At 43.2% G+C, this 17,933-nt stretch carries 17 protein-coding genes; 16 read left to right on the forward strand and 1 reads right to left on the reverse strand.

The annotated features are described in order from the left end of the window. Positions 1–101: 101 nt before the first annotated feature. The 10 genes from lepA to deoC all read left to right on the forward strand — a co-directional run bounded on the left by lepA (position 102) and on the right by deoC (position 12,344). Positions 102–1,937, forward strand: coding sequence for a translation elongation factor 4 (lepA, locus tag A6755_RS10170; protein ID WP_034308543.1), 1,836 nt, complete (start codon positions 102–104; stop codon positions 1,935–1,937). 89 nt (positions 1,938–2,026) lie between these two features. Continuing rightward, complete coding sequence (gene hemW, locus A6755_RS10175; RefSeq protein ID WP_034308541.1) at positions 2,027–3,178, forward strand: radical SAM family heme chaperone HemW; 1,152 nt, start codon at positions 2,027–2,029, stop codon at positions 3,176–3,178. A 124-nt stretch (positions 3,179–3,302) separates the two neighbouring features. Beyond that, entirely contained in the window at positions 3,303–4,331 is a 1,029-nt protein-coding gene (gene hrcA / locus A6755_RS10180; protein WP_048682856.1) for a heat-inducible transcriptional repressor HrcA, read from the forward strand. 99 nt (positions 4,332–4,430) lie between these two features. Beyond that, complete coding sequence (grpE, locus tag A6755_RS10185) at positions 4,431–5,024, forward strand: nucleotide exchange factor GrpE (RefSeq protein ID WP_063590595.1); 594 nt, start codon at positions 4,431–4,433, stop codon at positions 5,022–5,024. Between the two features lie 37 nt (positions 5,025–5,061). Next, complete coding sequence (gene dnaK / locus A6755_RS10190; RefSeq protein WP_034308533.1) at positions 5,062–6,894, forward strand: molecular chaperone DnaK; 1,833 nt, start codon at positions 5,062–5,064, stop codon at positions 6,892–6,894. Positions 6,895–7,182: 288 nt separating this feature from the next. Next, positions 7,183–8,298, forward strand: coding sequence for a molecular chaperone DnaJ (gene dnaJ, locus A6755_RS10195; protein WP_063590596.1), 1,116 nt, complete (start codon positions 7,183–7,185; stop codon positions 8,296–8,298). Between the two features lie 38 nt (positions 8,299–8,336). Next, positions 8,337–9,278, forward strand: a complete 942-nt coding sequence (gene prmA, locus A6755_RS10200) for a 50S ribosomal protein L11 methyltransferase (protein WP_034308530.1) — start codon at positions 8,337–8,339, stop codon at positions 9,276–9,278. Positions 9,279–9,416: 138 nt separating this feature from the next. Next, positions 9,417–10,169 (forward strand): 16S rRNA (uracil(1498)-N(3))-methyltransferase, encoded by a 753-nt coding sequence (locus tag A6755_RS10205; RefSeq protein WP_063590597.1) that lies wholly within the window; start codon positions 9,417–9,419, stop codon positions 10,167–10,169. A gap of 6 nt (positions 10,170–10,175) precedes the next feature. Continuing rightward, a complete protein-coding gene (mtaB, locus tag A6755_RS10210; protein ID WP_034308527.1) occupies positions 10,176–11,513 on the forward strand; it encodes a tRNA (N(6)-L-threonylcarbamoyladenosine(37)-C(2))-methylthiotransferase MtaB in 1,338 nt (445 codons plus the stop codon). Between the two features lie 159 nt (positions 11,514–11,672). Further along, entirely contained in the window at positions 11,673–12,344 is a 672-nt protein-coding gene (gene deoC / locus A6755_RS10215) for a deoxyribose-phosphate aldolase (protein WP_063590598.1), read from the forward strand. A gap of 198 nt (positions 12,345–12,542) precedes the next feature. Here deoC and A6755_RS10220 read toward each other — a convergent pair whose 3' ends face one another. After that, entirely contained in the window at positions 12,543–13,475 is a 933-nt protein-coding gene (locus A6755_RS10220) for a Na/Pi symporter (RefSeq protein ID WP_063590599.1), read from the reverse strand. A gap of 236 nt (positions 13,476–13,711) precedes the next feature. Here A6755_RS10220 and rpsU point away from each other — a divergent pair, with 236 nt between their 5' ends. The 6 genes from rpsU (at position 13,712) to yqfC (ending at position 17,933) form a co-directional block, all read left to right on the forward strand. Beyond that, a complete protein-coding gene (gene rpsU / locus A6755_RS10225) occupies positions 13,712–13,885 on the forward strand; it encodes a 30S ribosomal protein S21 (RefSeq protein ID WP_028391853.1) in 174 nt (57 codons plus the stop codon). Positions 13,886–13,899: 14 nt separating this feature from the next. Further along, on the forward strand, positions 13,900–14,343 hold the full coding sequence (locus tag A6755_RS10230) for a GatB/YqeY domain-containing protein (RefSeq protein WP_034308521.1): 444 nt from the start codon (positions 13,900–13,902) through the stop codon (positions 14,341–14,343). 294 nt (positions 14,344–14,637) lie between these two features. Further along, entirely contained in the window at positions 14,638–15,963 is a 1,326-nt protein-coding gene (locus tag A6755_RS10235; protein WP_063590600.1) for an NfeD family protein, read from the forward strand. Between the two features lie 56 nt (positions 15,964–16,019). After that, positions 16,020–17,003 (forward strand): flotillin-like protein FloA, encoded by a 984-nt coding sequence (gene floA / locus A6755_RS10240; protein WP_370023731.1) that lies wholly within the window; start codon positions 16,020–16,022, stop codon positions 17,001–17,003. Between the two features lie 22 nt (positions 17,004–17,025). Next, the gene (locus A6755_RS10245) at positions 17,026–17,520 is read left to right on the forward strand and encodes a hypothetical protein (protein WP_063590601.1); all 495 of its coding nucleotides are present in this window, start codon (positions 17,026–17,028) and stop codon (positions 17,518–17,520) included. A gap of 128 nt (positions 17,521–17,648) precedes the next feature. Continuing rightward, entirely contained in the window at positions 17,649–17,933 is a 285-nt protein-coding gene (yqfC, locus tag A6755_RS10250) for a sporulation protein YqfC (RefSeq protein ID WP_034308511.1), read from the forward strand.

Here is a 17,933-nt window from a genome sequence, read left to right on the forward strand (position 1 = left end):
CCTGCAATGATGCTTCTTTTGTAACTATTCTGTTGAATCTTGCATTTTCTATTGATATAATAAAAAATAGTGTATTGTGTCGACTAGTGGGAGTGAACGTCATGAATAGAGAAGAAAAATTAAAAAGACAATCAAAAATTCGTAACTTTTCCATCATCGCTCATATCGATCATGGTAAATCTACATTGGCGGATCGTATCATTGAAAAAACGAACGCCATGACTCAGCGTGAAATGAAGAGTCAGCTGTTGGATTCCATGGATTTAGAGCGTGAGCGTGGAATTACGATCAAATTGAATGCGATTCAATTGAAATATAACGCGAAAGATGGAGAAGAATACATCTTCCATCTTATTGATACACCGGGACATGTCGATTTTACGTATGAAGTGTCACGAAGCCTTGCAGCTTGTGAAGGCGCTGTCCTTGTTGTCGATGCGGCACAGGGAATTGAGGCCCAAACGCTTGCAAATGTGTATTTAGCTTTGGACAACAACCTTGAAATCATTCCGGTCATCAATAAAATTGATTTGCCGAGTGCAGATCCGGAACGGGTGCGCGGAGAAATCGAGGAAGTGATTGGATTGGATGCTTCCGATGCAGTTTTGGCTTCGGCTAAAGCGGGAATCGGAATCGAGGAGATTTTGGAACAGGTAGTTGAATTGGTTCCAGCTCCGCAAGGTGATCCGGATGCTCCTTTCAAGGCGCTTATTTTCGATTCACTGTTTGATGCGTACCGCGGTGTAGTTGCCTATATCCGTGTTGTTGAGGGTTCCATTAAAGTGGGCGACAAAATCAAAATGATGTCCACTGGCAAGGAATTCGATGTTACCGAATTGGGTGTTTTCAACCCTAAAACACAGCTTTTGGATGAACTGAACGTCGGTGATGTAGGTTTCCTTACAGCATCCATTAAAAACGTTGGTGATACGACTGTCGGTGATACGATCACGAGTGCCGTGAATAGTGCGACAGAACCATTGCCGGGTTACAGGAAGATGAATCCGATGGTATATTGCGGTTTATACCCAATTGACGCATCGAAATTCAATGATTTACGGGATGCATTGGAGAAATTGGAATTGAACGATTCAGCGCTGCAGTTCGAAGCGGAATCATCGCAAGCATTGGGCTTCGGTTTCCGTTGCGGATTCCTTGGACTCCTTCATATGGAAATCATCCAGGAACGGATTGAACGTGAATTCAAAATCGATCTGATCACCACTGCACCGAGTGTTATTTATGATGTGGTGCAAACGGACGGAACGGTCCTGAAAGTGGATAACCCGTCCAATATGCCTGATGCTCAAAAGATCGAACGTGTCGAGGAGCCATATGTCAAAGCGACAATGATGGCACCGACGGAGTTTGTCGGGGCGATCATGGAAATCTGTCAAAATAAACGCGGTAACTTCATTGATATGGAATATATCGATGAGACTCGTGTGAGCATTCATTATGAAATTCCATTATCGGAAATCGTGTATGATTTCTTCGATCAATTGAAATCCAATACAAGAGGCTATGCTTCATTCGATTATGAGCTGATCGGCTACCAACCGTCCAAGCTTGTGAAGATGGATATTTTACTGAATGCTGAAACTGTCGATGCTTTAAGTTTCATCGTTCATAAGGACTTTGCTTATGAACGCGGTAAAGTCATTGTTGAAAAATTGAAGAAATTGATTCCAAGGCAACAATTCGAAGTGCCGATCCAAGCGGCGATCGGGCAAAAAATCATCGCCCGTTCTTCGATTAGTGCAATGCGTAAAAACGTATTGGCTAAATGTTACGGCGGCGATATTTCCCGTAAACGTAAGTTGCTCGAAAAACAGAAAGAAGGTAAAAAGCGGATGAAACAAGTAGGTTCCGTTGAAGTTCCGCAAGAAGCTTTCATGGCTGTTTTGAAAATGGATGATACGACACCCAAAAAATAAATAAAATAAACGATAGTTAGAAAAAAGAGGGTAGAGGAGATCTAGCCTCTTTTTCTATCGACTCATTCGATTAAAAGGTTGTGAACACAATGATCAAAAGCGCCTACCTCCATATACCATTTTGTGAACATATTTGTCACTATTGTGATTTCAATAAAGTATTTTTGCAGGGACAGCCGGTCGACGAATATTTACAGATGATGAAAAGGGAAATGGTGATGCAGCTTTCCAAATACCCGACTGCAGGTTTGGATACGGTTTTCGTCGGTGGAGGGACACCGACCTCACTGGATGAAAAGCAGCTTGCATTCTTATGTGAAGCAATCAATGAAACCCTGCCTTTTGATCCTAAGAAGGCTGAATATACATTTGAAGCCAATCCCGGGGATCTTTCAAGGGAAAAACTCAAGATACTTTATGATTCAGGGGTCAATAGACTTAGCTTTGGAGTGCAAAGCTTCAATGATGAATTATTAAAACGGATTGGCCGGACTCACCGGGCTTCAGAAGTATATGAAACGATCCATTTGGCTCAAGAAGTTGGCTTTACGAATATAAGCATCGACTTGATTTATGGATTGCCGGGCCAAACGATGGAAGATTTCAAGGATACGCTGGATAAAGCGATCGCTCTTCAATTGCCGCACTACTCAAGCTACTCATTGATCGTTGAGCCGAAGACGGTTTTTTATAATCAGATGCGAAGAGGTAAATTGAACCTGCCGCCGCAGGAGCTCGAGGCTTCGATGTATGAGAGGCTGATGGAAGAGATGGAGAAGCATGGTCTGCATCAATATGAAATCAGTAATTTTGCCCGGGCTGGATTTGAAAGCAGGCACAACCTGACATATTGGGATAATGTGGAGTATTATGGGATTGGTGCTGGTGCACATGGCTATACTGGAGGTAAAAGGGTGGCCAATCATGGGCCTGTGAAGAAATATATCACTCCATTGCTTTCGAACGAGCTGCCTGTGTTGGAAGAACATCCAGTACCGCTTCATGAACGGATGGAAGAGGAGATGTTTTTGGGTCTCCGGAAAACGCAAGGGGTTTCATTGGAAATCTTCAAGAATAAATTTTTTGTAGAAATGACGGAGATTTTCAGGAAACCGCTCGAAGAAGGATCGGCAAAGGGTTTGCTTAAGGTGGAAGGCGGGTTCGTCCGCTTGACTGAGCGGGGCAAACTGCTAGGAAATGAAGTGTTCCAAACATTTTTAGGCGTTATTGATTCCGACTGAAGGAAATCCATGTTATTTTAACGATGAATTAGCGGTTTTCATTGTTGACATCATAAGCTGCATTTGATAATTTATTAGTATATTAGCACTCGATGAGACAGAGTGCTAACAGAGGTGATCATACATGCTAACTGATCGTCAATTATTGATTCTACAAGTGATAATCGAGGATTTCATCCATTCTGCCCAGCCAGTCGGGTCACGAAGTTTGTCGAAGAAAGATGAAATCACGTTCAGCTCTGCCACAATTCGCAACGAAATGTCTGACCTTGAAGAAATGGGATTTTTAGAAAAAACCCATACTTCTTCCGGCAGGATCCCTTCTGAAAAAGGGTATAGATATTATGTGGATCATTTACTTTCTCCTCAAGCTCCGAAAAAGAATGAAGTGAAGATATTAAAATCCGTTTTTGTGGAACGAATTTATGAATTGGAAAAAATCGTTCAGAAGTCAGCGAAAATACTTTCGGAACTGACGAATTATACGGCGATTGTACTCGGACCAAAAGTGAATGAGCATAAGCTGAAAAAAATCCAAATCATTCCCTTAAGTCCTGAAACGGCAATAGCCATCATTATTACGGATACAGGTCATGTGGAAAATCGAATGATTTCCTTACCGCCTTCTTTTGATATAAACGAAATTGAAAAGATGGTGAACATATTGAATTCCCGTTTGGTCGATGTTCCGCTAGTTGATCTAAAGGATAAGATCTATAAGGAAGTTGCCGTTCTATTGAGCCGCCACATTCATAACTATGGATCGATGGTCTCGGTCCTTGCGGAGACCCTGACGGACACAAAGCCCGAAAAAATATTTTTCGGCGGGAAAACGAATATGCTGAGGCAGCCGGAGTTCCATGATATTGCGAAAGTAAGCACGCTTTTATCGATGATTGAGCAGGAACAGGGATTTTATGAACTAATTACTCAAAATCCATCGGGCATCCACGTCAAGATCGGCCGTGAAAATCAAAACACAGTGCTCGATGACTGCAGTTTGATTACGGCAACCTACTCAATCGGGCAGGAGCAAGTTGGCACATTGGCCATATTGGGTCCAACGAGAATGGAATATTCGAGAGTGATCAGTTTGCTTTCGTTTTTCTCGAAAGATTTAACGGCCCTGATGACAAAACTGTATCAAAAATAGTAGCAAAGGTAATATTGTTAAGGTGGCGGAGGAGTGTATTCCGCGGCCTGGCATATTACTTTAGCATAAATTGTATAACCCTTTTAGGGAGGTGAGATTGTGACAGAAAATAAAAACGAAGAACAAACATTGGAAAATGAAACAATCGAGGAAAGCACTGCAGAAGCAGTTTTCGCTGAAGAAGAAATTCCAGCAGCGGAAGAAAACGATAGTCCTGTTGAAAAAGATGAACTTCAATTGGCTCAAGAAAAAATTGCCGAACTTGAGGCGAAAATCGAAGAAATGGATAACCGTTATCTTCGTCTGCAGGCCGATTTTGATAATTCAAGACGCCGTGCCAAGCTTGATATGGAGGCGGCTCAAAAATATAGAGTTCAAAGTATTGCTAGTGATTTAGTGGAGGCTCTTGATAATTTTGAAAGAGCAACAAAAATCGAAGCGGAAAATGAACAGACGAAATCCTTGCTATCCGGCATGGAAATGGTCTATAAAGCGATTACTGGTGCATTGGCTAAAGAAGGCATCGAACCGATCAGTTCGGTTGGCGAAGAGTTCGATCCGCGTTTGCATCAAGCGGTCATGCAAGTTCAAGATGAAAACTTCGGTTCGAACATCGTCGTCGAGGAATTCCAAAAAGGATACCTTCTTAAAGACCGTGTGATTCGACCTGCAATGGTAAAAGTGAACGAATAGGATATTTACATATAAATAATTGGGAGGTAGTGAAACTATGAGCAAGATTATTGGTATTGACTTAGGTACAACAAACTCTTGTGTATCTGTACTTGAAGGCGGGGAACCAAAAGTAATCCCGAATCCGGAAGGAAACCGTACAACACCATCCGTAGTGGCATTCAAAAATGGAGAAAGGCAAGTTGGGGAAGTGGCAAAACGCCAAGCGATTACAAACCCTAACACGATCATTTCCATTAAACGCCATATGGGTACCAACCATAAAGAAGTAATTGAAGGAAAAGAATACTCACCTCAAGAAGTTTCTGCAATCATCCTTCAATACTTGAAATCATACGCTGAAGAGTATCTTGGCGAAAAAGTCACTAAAGCGGTTATCACTGTACCTGCTTACTTCAATGATGCAGAACGTCAAGCAACTAAGGATGCTGGTCAAATTGCCGGCCTTGAAGTGGAACGTATCATCAACGAACCGACAGCTGCAGCACTTGCATACGGTTTGGATAAAACGGAAGAAGATCAAACGATCCTTGTATTCGACCTTGGCGGCGGTACATTTGACGTATCGATCATGGAACTTGGAGACGGCGTTTTCGAAGTTAAGTCCACAGCCGGCGACAACCGTCTAGGTGGGGATGATTTCGACCAAGTCATCATCGATTACCTGGTTGAAGCATTCAAGAAAGAAAACGGAATCGACCTTTCAAAAGATAAAATGGCGGTTCAACGTTTGAAAGATGCAGCTGAAAAAGCGAAGAAAGATCTTTCCGGCGTAACGTCAACTCAAATTTCTTTACCGTTCATCACTGCTGGAGAAGCTGGCCCGCTTCACTTGGATGTAACGATGACTAGAGCTAAATTCGATGAGCTTTCCACAGGTCTTGTGGAACGTACGATGGGACCTACTCGTCAAGCATTGAAAGATGCCGGTCTTTCAGCATCTGAAATCGACAAAGTAATCCTTGTAGGTGGATCTACACGTATTCCTGCTGTCGTTGAAGCGATCAAAAAGGAAATCGGTCAAGAACCAAGCAAAGGTGTAAACCCTGATGAAGTGGTGGCTATGGGTGCTGCAATTCAAGGTGGCGTATTGACAGGTGATGTTAAAGACGTTGTCCTTCTTGATGTAACTCCACTTTCACTTGGAATTGAAACGATGGGCGGAGTATTCACGAAACTGATTGACCGTAATACTACGATTCCGACAAGTAAATCACAAGTATTCTCGACAGCGGCTGATAATCAAACGGCAGTTGATATCCATGTCCTTCAAGGTGAGCGTCCAATGTCAGCGGATAACAAAACTCTTGGTCGTTTCCAATTGAGTGACATTCCACCGGCACCGCGTGGAGTTCCGCAAGTTGAAGTGACATTCGATATCGATAAAAACGGTATCGTGAACGTTCGTGCGAAAGATCTTGGTACGAACAAAGAACAAGCAATCACCATCAAATCATCTTCAGGCCTTTCTGATGAAGAGATCGAACGCATGGTACGTGAAGCGGAAGAAAATGCCGATAGCGATAAACAACGTAAAGAAGAAGTTGAACTTCGTAACGAAGCAGATCAATTAGTTTTCCAAACGGAAAAAACGCTTAAAGATCTAGAGGGTAAAGTGGACGAAGCGGAAGTGACAAAAGCGAATGAAGCGAAGGATGAACTGAAAGCTGCAATCGAGAAAAATGAGCTTGAAGAAATCCGCGTGAAAAAAGATGCACTTAACGAAATCGTTCAAGCTTTGACAATGAAGCTTTATGAAGAAGCGGCAAAAGCTCAGCAAGCTGGCGAAGCGGGTGCTGGCGAGTCTGCTCAAGACGATAATGTCGTTGATGCTGAATACACTGAAGTAAACGAAGAAGAGAAAAAATAAAAAAGTGCCCCAATCGGGACACTGATATATCGGGCAGTACTCTGCCCCATTGTAAAAAAGTCAAAGTCAGGTTATCTTGACTTTGGCTTTTTTTACAGTGAATGGAAACATTGTTGCAATCACTGATGGGGAATCGTGGGATTTTAGAGAAAAATGTGTGCAAATTGGGGCTGGCAATGCCATTTGCAAAAATGTGTTAAAGCCGTTTGTACTTTTCTAGTTGATTATTATCTTCGTTCAGTGATAATATTACCTTTATGTGAATCGAATCGGGAGTGGATTTTAGATATGAGTAAACGCGATTATTATGAGGTGTTAGGCCTTTCGAAAAGTGCTTCGAAGGATGAAATCAAAAAAGCGTATCGAAAGCTCTCCAAACAATATCACCCTGATATTAATAAAGCGGACGATGCTGCGGATAAATTCAAGGAAATCAAGGAAGCTTACGAAGTATTGAGTGACGAACAGAAAAAAGCCCATTATGACCAATTCGGACATACAGATCCCAATCAAGGCTTTGGCGGTCAGGACTTTGGCGGTTTCGGCGGTTTTGAAGATATTTTCAGTAGCTTCTTTGGTGGCGGCGGACGCAGGAGAGATCCTAATGCACCGCGTCAAGGAGCGGATTTACAGTATACGATGACGCTTTCGTTTGAAGAGGCTGCATTCGGAAAAGATACTGAGATCGAAATTCCGCGTGAAGAGGATTGCGGTACATGTAAAGGATCCGGTGCCAAACCAGGTACAAAGGTGGAAAACTGTTCACATTGTCATGGAACCGGTCAATTGAATGTTGAACAAAACACAGCTTTCGGAAGGATTGTGAACCGGAGAGCATGTCACCATTGTCAAGGAACAGGGAAAATCATTCCTAATAAATGTTCAACATGCGGCGGCGACGGAAAAGTCCAAAAACGTAAAAAAATCCAAGTCAAGGTGCCAGCAGGAATTGATGATGGCCAGCAGTTACGCGTAACAGGCCAAGGCGAGCCTGGAATCAATGGCGGCCCCGCAGGAGACCTGTATGTAGTCTTCCATGTGCGCAGCCATGAATTCTTTGAACGGGATGGCGATGATATTTATTGTGAAATGCCGGTTACTTTTGCCCAGGCAGCATTGGGCGATGAAATAGAAGTTCCGACGCTGCATGGAAAAGTGAAGCTGAAGATTCCAGCAGGTACACAAACTAGCACTCGCTTCCGTTTAAAGGGCAAAGGAGTTCCGAATGTCAGAGGATATGGCCAAGGAGATCAGCATGTGGTCGTATTGGTTGTCACGCCTAAGAAATTAACGGAAAAACAAAAGGACTTGCTTCGTGAGTTCAGTGATATCAGCGGACAAGGTGTAGATGAACAAGAAGATGGCTTTTTCTCAAAAGTGAAGCGTGCTTTTAAAGATAGGTGAATAAAAGTAAAAAAGAACAAATTGGGAGTTGGTAGATTATGAAGTGGTCTGAATTTGCAATCCAAACAACGAATGAAGCGGTTGAACCTGTTTCGAATATTCTTCATGAGGCAGGTGCGAGCGGTGTTGTCATTGAGGATCCTCTAGAATTAGTCAAGGAACGTGAAAATGTTTTTGGCGAAATCTACCACTTAAACCCCGATGATTATCCGGATGAAGGTGTAGTCATTAAGGCTTATCTGCCCGTTAACAGCTTCCTTGGCGATACCATTGATGCTATTAAGGAATCAATCAATAATCTCCTTCTTTTTGATATTGACCTTGGGAAAAATGTTGTTTCAATTAGTGAAGTGAATGAAGAAGAGTGGGCGACGGCTTGGAAAAAATATTATAACCCCGTCAAGATATCCGAACGTTTTACCATCGTGCCAACGTGGGAAGACTATACTCCGGTAAGCAGTGACGAATTGATCATTGAACTTGATCCAGGCATGGCCTTCGGAACGGGAACACACCCGACGACGGTCATGTGCATCCAAGCGCTGGAACGAACAGTAACGCCTGGGGATTTAGTCGTTGATGTAGGAACTGGATCTGGTGTTCTAAGCATTGCAGCTGCATTATTGGATGCAAAACGAATCCAGTCACTTGATTTGGATGAAGTGGCAGTACAGTCAGCCAAGCAAAACGTTGAAATAAATAACGTGCAGGATAAAGTGTCCGTGTCACAAGGCAACTTACTGGATGGTGTAAATGAACAAGCGGATATCGTCGTGGCTAATATTCTTGCCGAAGTGATCATGCGTTTTACGGATGATGTAGCGAAAGTCGTTAAACCTGGCGGTTATTTCATCGCTTCCGGAATCATTCAAACTAAGAAACAAGATGTGAAGGAAGCGATTATAGCATCTGGTTTCACCGTTGAGGAAACGATCTTGATGGAAGATTGGGTGGCAATAATCGCAAAAAGAAATGCTTAATTGGAAAAGTTACTCTGATTATCGGTTTTTTTGATAGTCAGAGTACCTTTTTTTAGCTTGAATCTTTGCACGGCTTGCATTCTGGATTCCCGACTGTTAGCCTGTAAGTTATTTAGACTAGACGAAGTAGGTGGCAGTGTGCAACGGTATTTTCTTAACGAAGCAGATATCAATGGAAACATGGTGACAATATCAGGTGATGATTTTCACCATATCGCCAGAGTGATGAGAATGGGGCCAGGTGAGCGGATCATCACGGTGAAAGGTAATGGCATGACAGCTGTTGCGGAAATTTCGGAAATTACTGATGATGCTGTAATAGGTACGGTAACTGAATGGAAGAATGAAGAAAAGGAACTTCCTGTAAGGGTTGTGATTGCGAGCGGTCTGCCTAAAGGGGATAAATTGGAATATATCGTTCAAAAGGGCACTGAACTGGGGGCCGTTGAATTTATCCCTTTTATTGCTGCTCGTTCGGTGGTAAAATGGGACCACAAAAAGGTAGGCAAGAAATTGGAGAGGCTCCAGAAGATTTCAAAAGAGGCGGCTGAGCAATCTCACCGCACGGTTATCCCTGCCATCAAGGAACCGATGACGGCAGATCAGCTAGCTGGGTATGCTTCCGGTTTCGATCATAAATTAATCGCTTTTGAAGAAGAGGCAAAACGGGGGGAAACTTCTGTACTCGCTTCTGTCTTGAAAGATATTACTGCTGGGCAATCCATCCTATTCGTTTTTGGGCCTGAAGGTGGTTTGGCAGATAAGGAAATTGAAAAACTGACTGATGCCGGTTTTATGGCTTGCGGTCTTGGACCAAGAATATTAAGAACTGAAACAGCACCTTTATATGCACTTTCCGCTGTTTCTTATCATGTAGAACTTTTGAGGTGATGAAAAATGGCAACGGTCGCTTTCCATACATTAGGCTGTAAAGTGAATCATTATGAAACAGAGGCTATATGGCAATTATTCAAAACTGGGGGATATGATCGTGTTGAGTTTGAAAATACATCAGATGTATATGTCATCAACACATGCACGGTGACAAACACTGGCGATAAGAAAAGCCGTCAGGTCATCCGTCGTGCCATTCGTAAGAATCCGAATGCCGTCATAGCGGTGACGGGATGTTACGCACAGACATCGCCGGCAGAAATCATGGCCATACCAGGTGTGGATATTGTTGTAGGAACACAAGACAGGGTTAAACTGCTTGATTACATTGAGCAATTCAAGGTTGAGCGTGAACCAATCAATGCCGTAGGAAATATCATGAAAAACCGTGTCTACGAAGAGTTGGATGTACCTGCTTTTACAGACCGTACACGCGCTTCACTGAAGATTCAGGAAGGCTGCAATAATTTCTGCACTTTCTGCATCATTCCTTGGGCACGTGGCTTGATGCGTTCCCGCGATCCAAAAGAAGTCGTTCACCAGGCTGAACAGCTTGTTGAGGCAGGCTATAAAGAGCTAGTCCTTACTGGAATTCATACGGGCGGCTACGGAGACGATTTGAAAGACTATAATCTGGCGATGCTGCTGCGTGACTTGGAAAAAGTCGATGGGCTGAAGCGCATCCGTATTTCATCCATTGAAGCCAGCCAAATTACAGATGAGATCATTGAAGTGCTGACGAATTCGAAAAAAGTGGTACGTCATTTGCATATACCAATCCAATCGGGTTCCGATACCGTTCTAAAACGGATGAGACGTAAATATACGATGGATTTCTTCGGTGATCGAATCGAAAAGCTGAAAATTGCACTTCCGGGCCTTGCTGTTACCTCTGATGTCATCGTAGGTTTTCCGGGTGAAACTGAAGAAGAATTCATGGAGACATATAACTTTATAGAAAAATATAAATTCTCCGAACTTCATGTTTTCCCTTATTCAAAACGGACAGGGACCCCGGCTGCCCGTATGGGAGATCAAGTGGATGAAGATATCAAAAATGAACGAGTCCACCGCCTAATTACGTTGTCGGATCAGTTGGCAAAAGAGTATGCCTCCCGATTCGAGGGGGAAGTTCTGGAAGTCATTCCTGAAACGAAGTTGGAAAATGGCCTTTATGAGGGCTACTCAGATAATTACATGAAAGTCGTCTTCCCGGCATCGGAAGAAATGGTCGGTGAAATCGTCAAAGTTAAAATCACAAAATCTGGCTATCCTTTTAGTGAAGGTCAGTTCGTGACGGTCGTGAAGGATTTTCCGTTGCAACAAGCATCCAATATCTAAGACAGCGGTTAACCGCTGTCTTTTTTTATTATCCTTTTTTAGATGTGTTTTCTTGGCGCTTTCGGGTAATGACTATATATATCGTCAAATTGGATAAACTATGGTATCATGAGAGGTACGTACAACTAGGTATAGATTGTTTTTGAGGAGGATTTATTAATGTCACAAAATGTAGCAGGTTTAATTGACCACACGTTATTAAAAGCAGATGCAACCAAAGAGCAAATAAAGGTATTATGCGAAGAAGCGAGAGAGTATAACTTTGCTTCCGTATGCGTAAACCCAACTTGGGTGAAATATGCAAGTGAACTTTTGGAAGGTTCAGAAGTGAAAGTTTGTACGGTAATCGGCTTCCCTCTAGGTGCAAACACACCGGAAACCAAAGCTTTTGAAACGAAAGATGCCATCGCCAATGGTGCTCACGAAGTCGATATGGTGATCAATATCGGCGCATTGAAGGACAAGGATGATGAGTTGGTAGAGCGGGATATTCGTGCTGTGGTAGCGGCATCCACTGGTAAGGCTCTTTCAAAAGTGATCATTGAAACTTCTTTATTGACCGATGAAGAAAAAGTCCGTGCATGTGAATTGGCCGTAAAAGCCGGAACGGATTATGTGAAAACATCAACTGGTTTTTCGACCGGCGGAGCGACAGTTGAAGATATCGCGCTTATGAGAAAAACGGTTGGACCGGATATCGGTGTCAAAGCTTCAGGCGGGGTCCGCAACACGAGCGATGCCCAGAATGTGATTGAAGCTGGTGCAACAAGAATTGGAGCGAGTGCAGGTGTCTCCATCGTGAAGGGCTTAACAGCTGATTCCGATTATTGATTTTGTAAAGACCCGTATAATTCCCTAAAATAAAGCAGGCGGAGAAAAATGAATTATTTTTTCTTCGCCTGTTTTTTATTGATTCCAAAAATAATTCAACTGGCAATTTCCCTTGCCCCTGGTGAAGTTTTAAACTTCAATAACCGTTTATAAGGCTGTCCCATAGTCAGTTGCCAATGACTTTATTTTGGACAGCCCTTATTTTTTTAAGTGTGGCCGATGCACCAAAAGAATGAGGTTGGAGAATCGCCGTGCGAATGGCAAGACGGCCAAAGAAGTCAAGATATTGAAAATGACACTGGCATGGGCGAGCTGTGTCCCTTTGTTTTCGGTGAAATAGGCAGCCGCACTTTCCAGGATGTCCACAAAAGGCAGGAATGCGGCAACCCCGATGATGTTCAGCCAAATATGTGCATAAGCTGTGAAGGCAGCTTGTCTGCCAGAACCGATGCTGGCCATGTATCCGGTGATGCAAGTGCCGATATTCGATCCGAGCATGATGATGATTGCCGAGGACACGGATAACTCCCCATTCATCAAAAAACTCATGGCTATCCCGATGGTTGCAGAACTGGAGTGAATGAGTGCCGTCAATAATAACCCGGCAATCAGGGCATAACTCATATGGCTCTCTATGTACTGGATAAGCGTTTGTATGGATGGATAGGCTGCAATCGGTGTCGAAAGCGTTTTAAAACCGCTCATCGCCGCGAAGATGGCCGAGATTCCGATCAGGGACATTCCTAGGCTTCTCGGTAATGCTTTTGGCATGAAGCAAAGGAAAGCGCCGCTTACGACACCGGGAATGATCCAGCGATCCAAAGAGAAAGTCATGAACTCTGCTGTAAAGGTAGATCCGATATTCGTTCCAAGAATGATCCCGATAGTTTGCGGGAATGTTAAGCTTCCTGCGGAAACGAGGCCGACCGTCATGACCATGACCGCCGAGCTGCTCTGCAGGATCCCGGTAAAGATGGTTCCGGCCAAGAAGCCTTTCCATGGCTTATCCGTAACCTTTGAGAGAAATGTTTTTAATGCTGCACCGGACATATTGAACAGTCCGATTCGTAAAACTGACATACCTGCCAGAAATATCGCTATGAATAAAATGAATAAAAATAGCTCATGCATGACTGTCACCTCATAGTAAGCTTATGGCCCATTACCGGGGGACATGCTATAAATTGGAATTTCATGCAAGTTGAATCATCGCTTAGTGAAAAATTATGATAATAACACGATTATATTCAAAATAAGTTTGATTTTATTGGTTGACCTGCTAAAGATGATATATTATAATTGTTTAGTACATGTATAACATGTTGACAACTTGAGTTAGTGTGTTGTTTTCGGAGGGAGGGAAAGAGATGTCTAAAACCGTCGTTCGTAAAAACGAATCGCTTGAAGATGCTCTTCGTCGTTTCAAACGTACTGTATCTAAAGCAGGATCGCTTCAGGAAGCTAGGAAGCGTGAATTTTATGAAAAACCAAGCGTAAAACGTAAGAAAAAGTCTGAAGCTGCAAGAAAACGTAAATTCTAAGAGAGGGTGGAAAGATGAGTCTTCTCGAGCGTTTAAATAATGATATGAAACAAGCGATGAAGAACAAGGAAAAGGACAAACTATCTGTTATTCGGATGCTGAAAGCTTCTATTCAAAACGAAGCCTTGAAGCAGAGACAAGATTTAACAGATGATGAAGAATTGACAGTGCTCTCTCGCGAATTAAAACAACGCAAAGACTCCCTCCAGGAGTTTGAAAACGCAGGTCGTTCAGATCTCGTGGATAAAGTCCGCACCGAACTAGTATACGTAGAGGCATATATGCCTCAGCAACTTTCAGAAGAAGACATTTCTAAAATCGTTAACGAAACGATTTTAGAAGTCAATGCAACATCCAAAGCAGATATGGGCCGAGTTATGGGAGCTTTAATGCCTAAAGTTAAAGGTAAAGCGGATGGTTCTCTAGTTAACAAATTAGTACAACAACATCTATCTTAAACTCTAAACTTAAAACTCGAAACCTAACCGCAGGCAAATTGCCTGTGGTTTTTGTGTATTTCATGAATTTTATGCGTATATTATTGAAACGAAGCCCAAGATAATTGTGGCACTTTTAATTTTATTTGCTTTTTTTTGAAACCTTTTTCATATACATACGTAATAACTAAAGAACAGGGTAAAGGGTTGCTTCAATTGCTCCTTATTCGAATTTTAGTTGCGGGCTGAATTTACTGGTGAGTTCCTGGATAATGGGACACTTACCGCGTTTAATACGGGAAAGGGGGCGTTCCGTTGAAAATTTGGCGTTATTTATCTGTTCTCCTATTTGGATTGCTGTTCAGCATGTCTTCCTTTGGTGGAGCGGCGGTATCTGCAAACGAGAAGATCGTTTACCATGTACCCATTGAAGAAACGGTGGAAAAGGGACTCTCGGCCTTTTTGGAACGAGCACTGACCACTGCTGAAGCAGCAGATGCAGATCTTGTCGTTTTCGAGGTGAATACCCCTGGAGGTGCTGTGGATGCAGCGGGGGAAATTGCAAAGTTACTGGCGGATTCACCAATAAAGACAGTTGCCTATGTCAATAACAGGGCTTTATCTGCAGGGGCATACATTTCCTTAAGTGCGGATGAGATCTATATGGTTCCGAGTGCCACCATGGGATCTGCAGCTGTGATTGATTCAACAGGGAACGCTGCAAGTAAGAAAGCGCAATCTTATTGGTTGGCTGCCATGAAGACCGCTGCTGAACAAAATGGACGTGATCCCATATACGCCCAGGCGATGGCGGATGTTGACATCGATCTACCCGAATATGGAGCGGAAAAAGGGAAGCTGCTGACATTTACAGCCGAACAGGCAAAAAAGGCTGGGTATAGCGAAGGCACCGTCTCTGGAAAAGCGGAGCTGTATAGTATACTTGGAGTTGAAGATGCTGATATTCGGTCAATCGAAGAAAGCTTTCCTGAGAAACTAGCCCGCTTTTTGACCAATCCGATCGTCGTTCCCATTTTATTAACGATAGCGGGAATCGGGATTGTGATGGAATTGTTTTCACCCGGTTTTGGAATTCCGGGCGTAATTGGAATCACCAGTCTTGTCTTATTCTTCTATGGTCATCTTGTCGCCGGTATCACCGGATACGAATCGTTAGCTATGTTCATCATTGGGGTCATTCTCGTACTAATTGAATTTTTTATCCCAGGGGGGATTATCGGGCTGCTCGGGTTTACAGCGGTAGTGGGGAGTCTATTCCTTGCGACAGGTGATCCGGTCCATATGACGATCTCCTTGCTAATTGCGGTCACCGTATCCATTTTGGTATTCATCCTACTTGTAAAGGTGTTTGGAAAACAGATGAAATTTTTCAGGAAAATGATATTAACCGATGCAACAAAAACGGAACAAGGATATGTCAGTAATCCGAATCGTTTGGATTTATTAGGTGCAGAAGGGAAGGCCCTAACAGATTTGAGGCCTTCAGGAACAGCCTTGGTCAAAGAAGAAAGAGTGGATGTCGTGACCGAAGGAAGCTTTATTTCCAAAGGTTCGGCAATCATTATCGTTAAAGTTGAAGGATCAAGGGTAGTCGTCCGGGAAATTCCGGATTCAAATTAAAATTAAAGGATACAGGAAGGATGAATCATTAAGTGATAACTTCAGGAACGGTATTTATTGTACTGGCAGTGATTGCTGCTATCATCGTATTGGCAGTGTTTTTCACATTCGTACCAGTCATGCTTTGGATTTCCGCTTTAGCGGCAGGAGTCAAAATCAGTATTTTTACATTAGTTGGGATGAGGCTTCGCCGTGTTATACCAAGCAGGGTCGTCAATCCCCTTATCAAGGCCCATAAGGCTGGAATCAATGTTTCGACTAATCAATTGGAGAGCCATTACCTTGCAGGCGGTAATGTCGATCGAGTGGTGAATGCATTAATTGCTGCAGAACGCGCCAATATCACGTTACCTTTCGAACGGGGTGCAGCCATTGACCTTGCCGGTCGTGATGTACTGCAAGCCGTTCAAATGAGCGTTAACCCGAAAGTGATCGAAACTCCATTCATCTCAGGTGTGGCGATGAATGGTATTGAAGTGAAAGCGAAGGCAAGGATCACGGTCCGGGCCAATATTGAACGCCTGGTCGGTGGTGCCGGTGAAGAGACGATCATTGCCCGTGTAGGGGAAGGGATCGTATCGACGATCGGTGCTTCGCAAATGCATACGGATGTACTGGAACATCCCGATTTGATTTCAAGAACGGTTTTATCGAAAGGGTTGGATTCAGGGACGGCATTCGAAATTCTTTCCATTGATATTGCTGAAGTGGATATCGGTAAAAATATCGGGGCCATATTACAGACGGACCAAGCCGAAGCCGATAAGAAAATAGCCCAGGCAAAGGCCGAAGAACGACGTGCGATGGCTGTTGCACTTGAACAGGAAATGGTTGCCCGTGTTCAGGAAATGAGAGCGAAGGTTGTTCAATCCGAAGCGGAAGTTCCGCTGGCCATGGCCGATGCACTGAAAAGCGGAAACCTTGGAGTGATGGATTATATGAATATCCAAAATATCACGGCCGATACGGATATGCGCGGTTCCATCAGTAAAATATCCGAAAATCCAAAAGATAACAACAATAACCATAATAATAATTAGGTCAGGGAAGGAAGGTCTTTAAATGGGAGATTTTATTGATTTCTTTCTCAAGAACCCATTCCTTATCATTGTCTTGATCGGTATTTTAACGTCCATGTTAGGAAAGAAAAAACAGCCTCAAGATCCTAACACCCCTCCGAAAAAGAAATGGCAGGAGGTCATGCAGGAGCTTCAAGGTGAAATGCAGCAAGGGAAACAGCAGCAAATGCCTGCACCTGCTCCCGTAAGGAAAGTCGAACAGCAGGCAGCACAGGCTGCAGAAGTGATCGATGAGACGACGAACGAAGCGAACAAAAGGATTGCGGAGCTTAGACGGCTACAGCAGAAGTACGATCAAGAGCGTTTGTATCAAAAAGCGAAGGCAGATCAACTTACATCTACGATTTCTGATAATAACAGTCCGGTCTATCGCAAAGGACCGTCTTTTGGCAAAAAGCAGCTGATTGATGGCATCATCATGTCAGAAGTGCTGGGGCCGCCAAGGGCGAAGAGAAGTCTTCAGAGGTCCAGAAGGTGATTCGGAGCCCCGGGCTTTTTTTAGACCGTCATTAAATGAGCATGAAAAAATAGACTTTCATTCACTTATAATTTTGTGCTAGAACCCTCTTTCATTTCATACATTGAGATGAAAGGGGGTTCTTTTTTATGGCACGCAATTGGGGAAAAAAAGTGAAACAGCTTATGACCAAAACAATGGACCTTCCGCAAGATGTCATGATGGACCTGCCGCGAATTACAATGATTGGACAATTACATATTTATATTGAAAACCATCGTGGCTTATTGGCTTTTACAGACAGCGAAGTACGATTGATGCTGAAAAATGGGCAGCTGCTGATAAAGGGAAATGCCTTTGTCATAAAGACGATTTTGCCGGAAGAAATCATGCTCGAAGGCAAAATTGACAAGGTTTATTTTATCAATGAATGA

Source organism: Peribacillus frigoritolerans (assembly GCF_001636405.1).
In the GTDB taxonomy this organism is placed as follows: Bacteria; Bacillota; Bacilli; order Bacillales; family DSM-1321; genus Peribacillus; species Peribacillus frigoritolerans.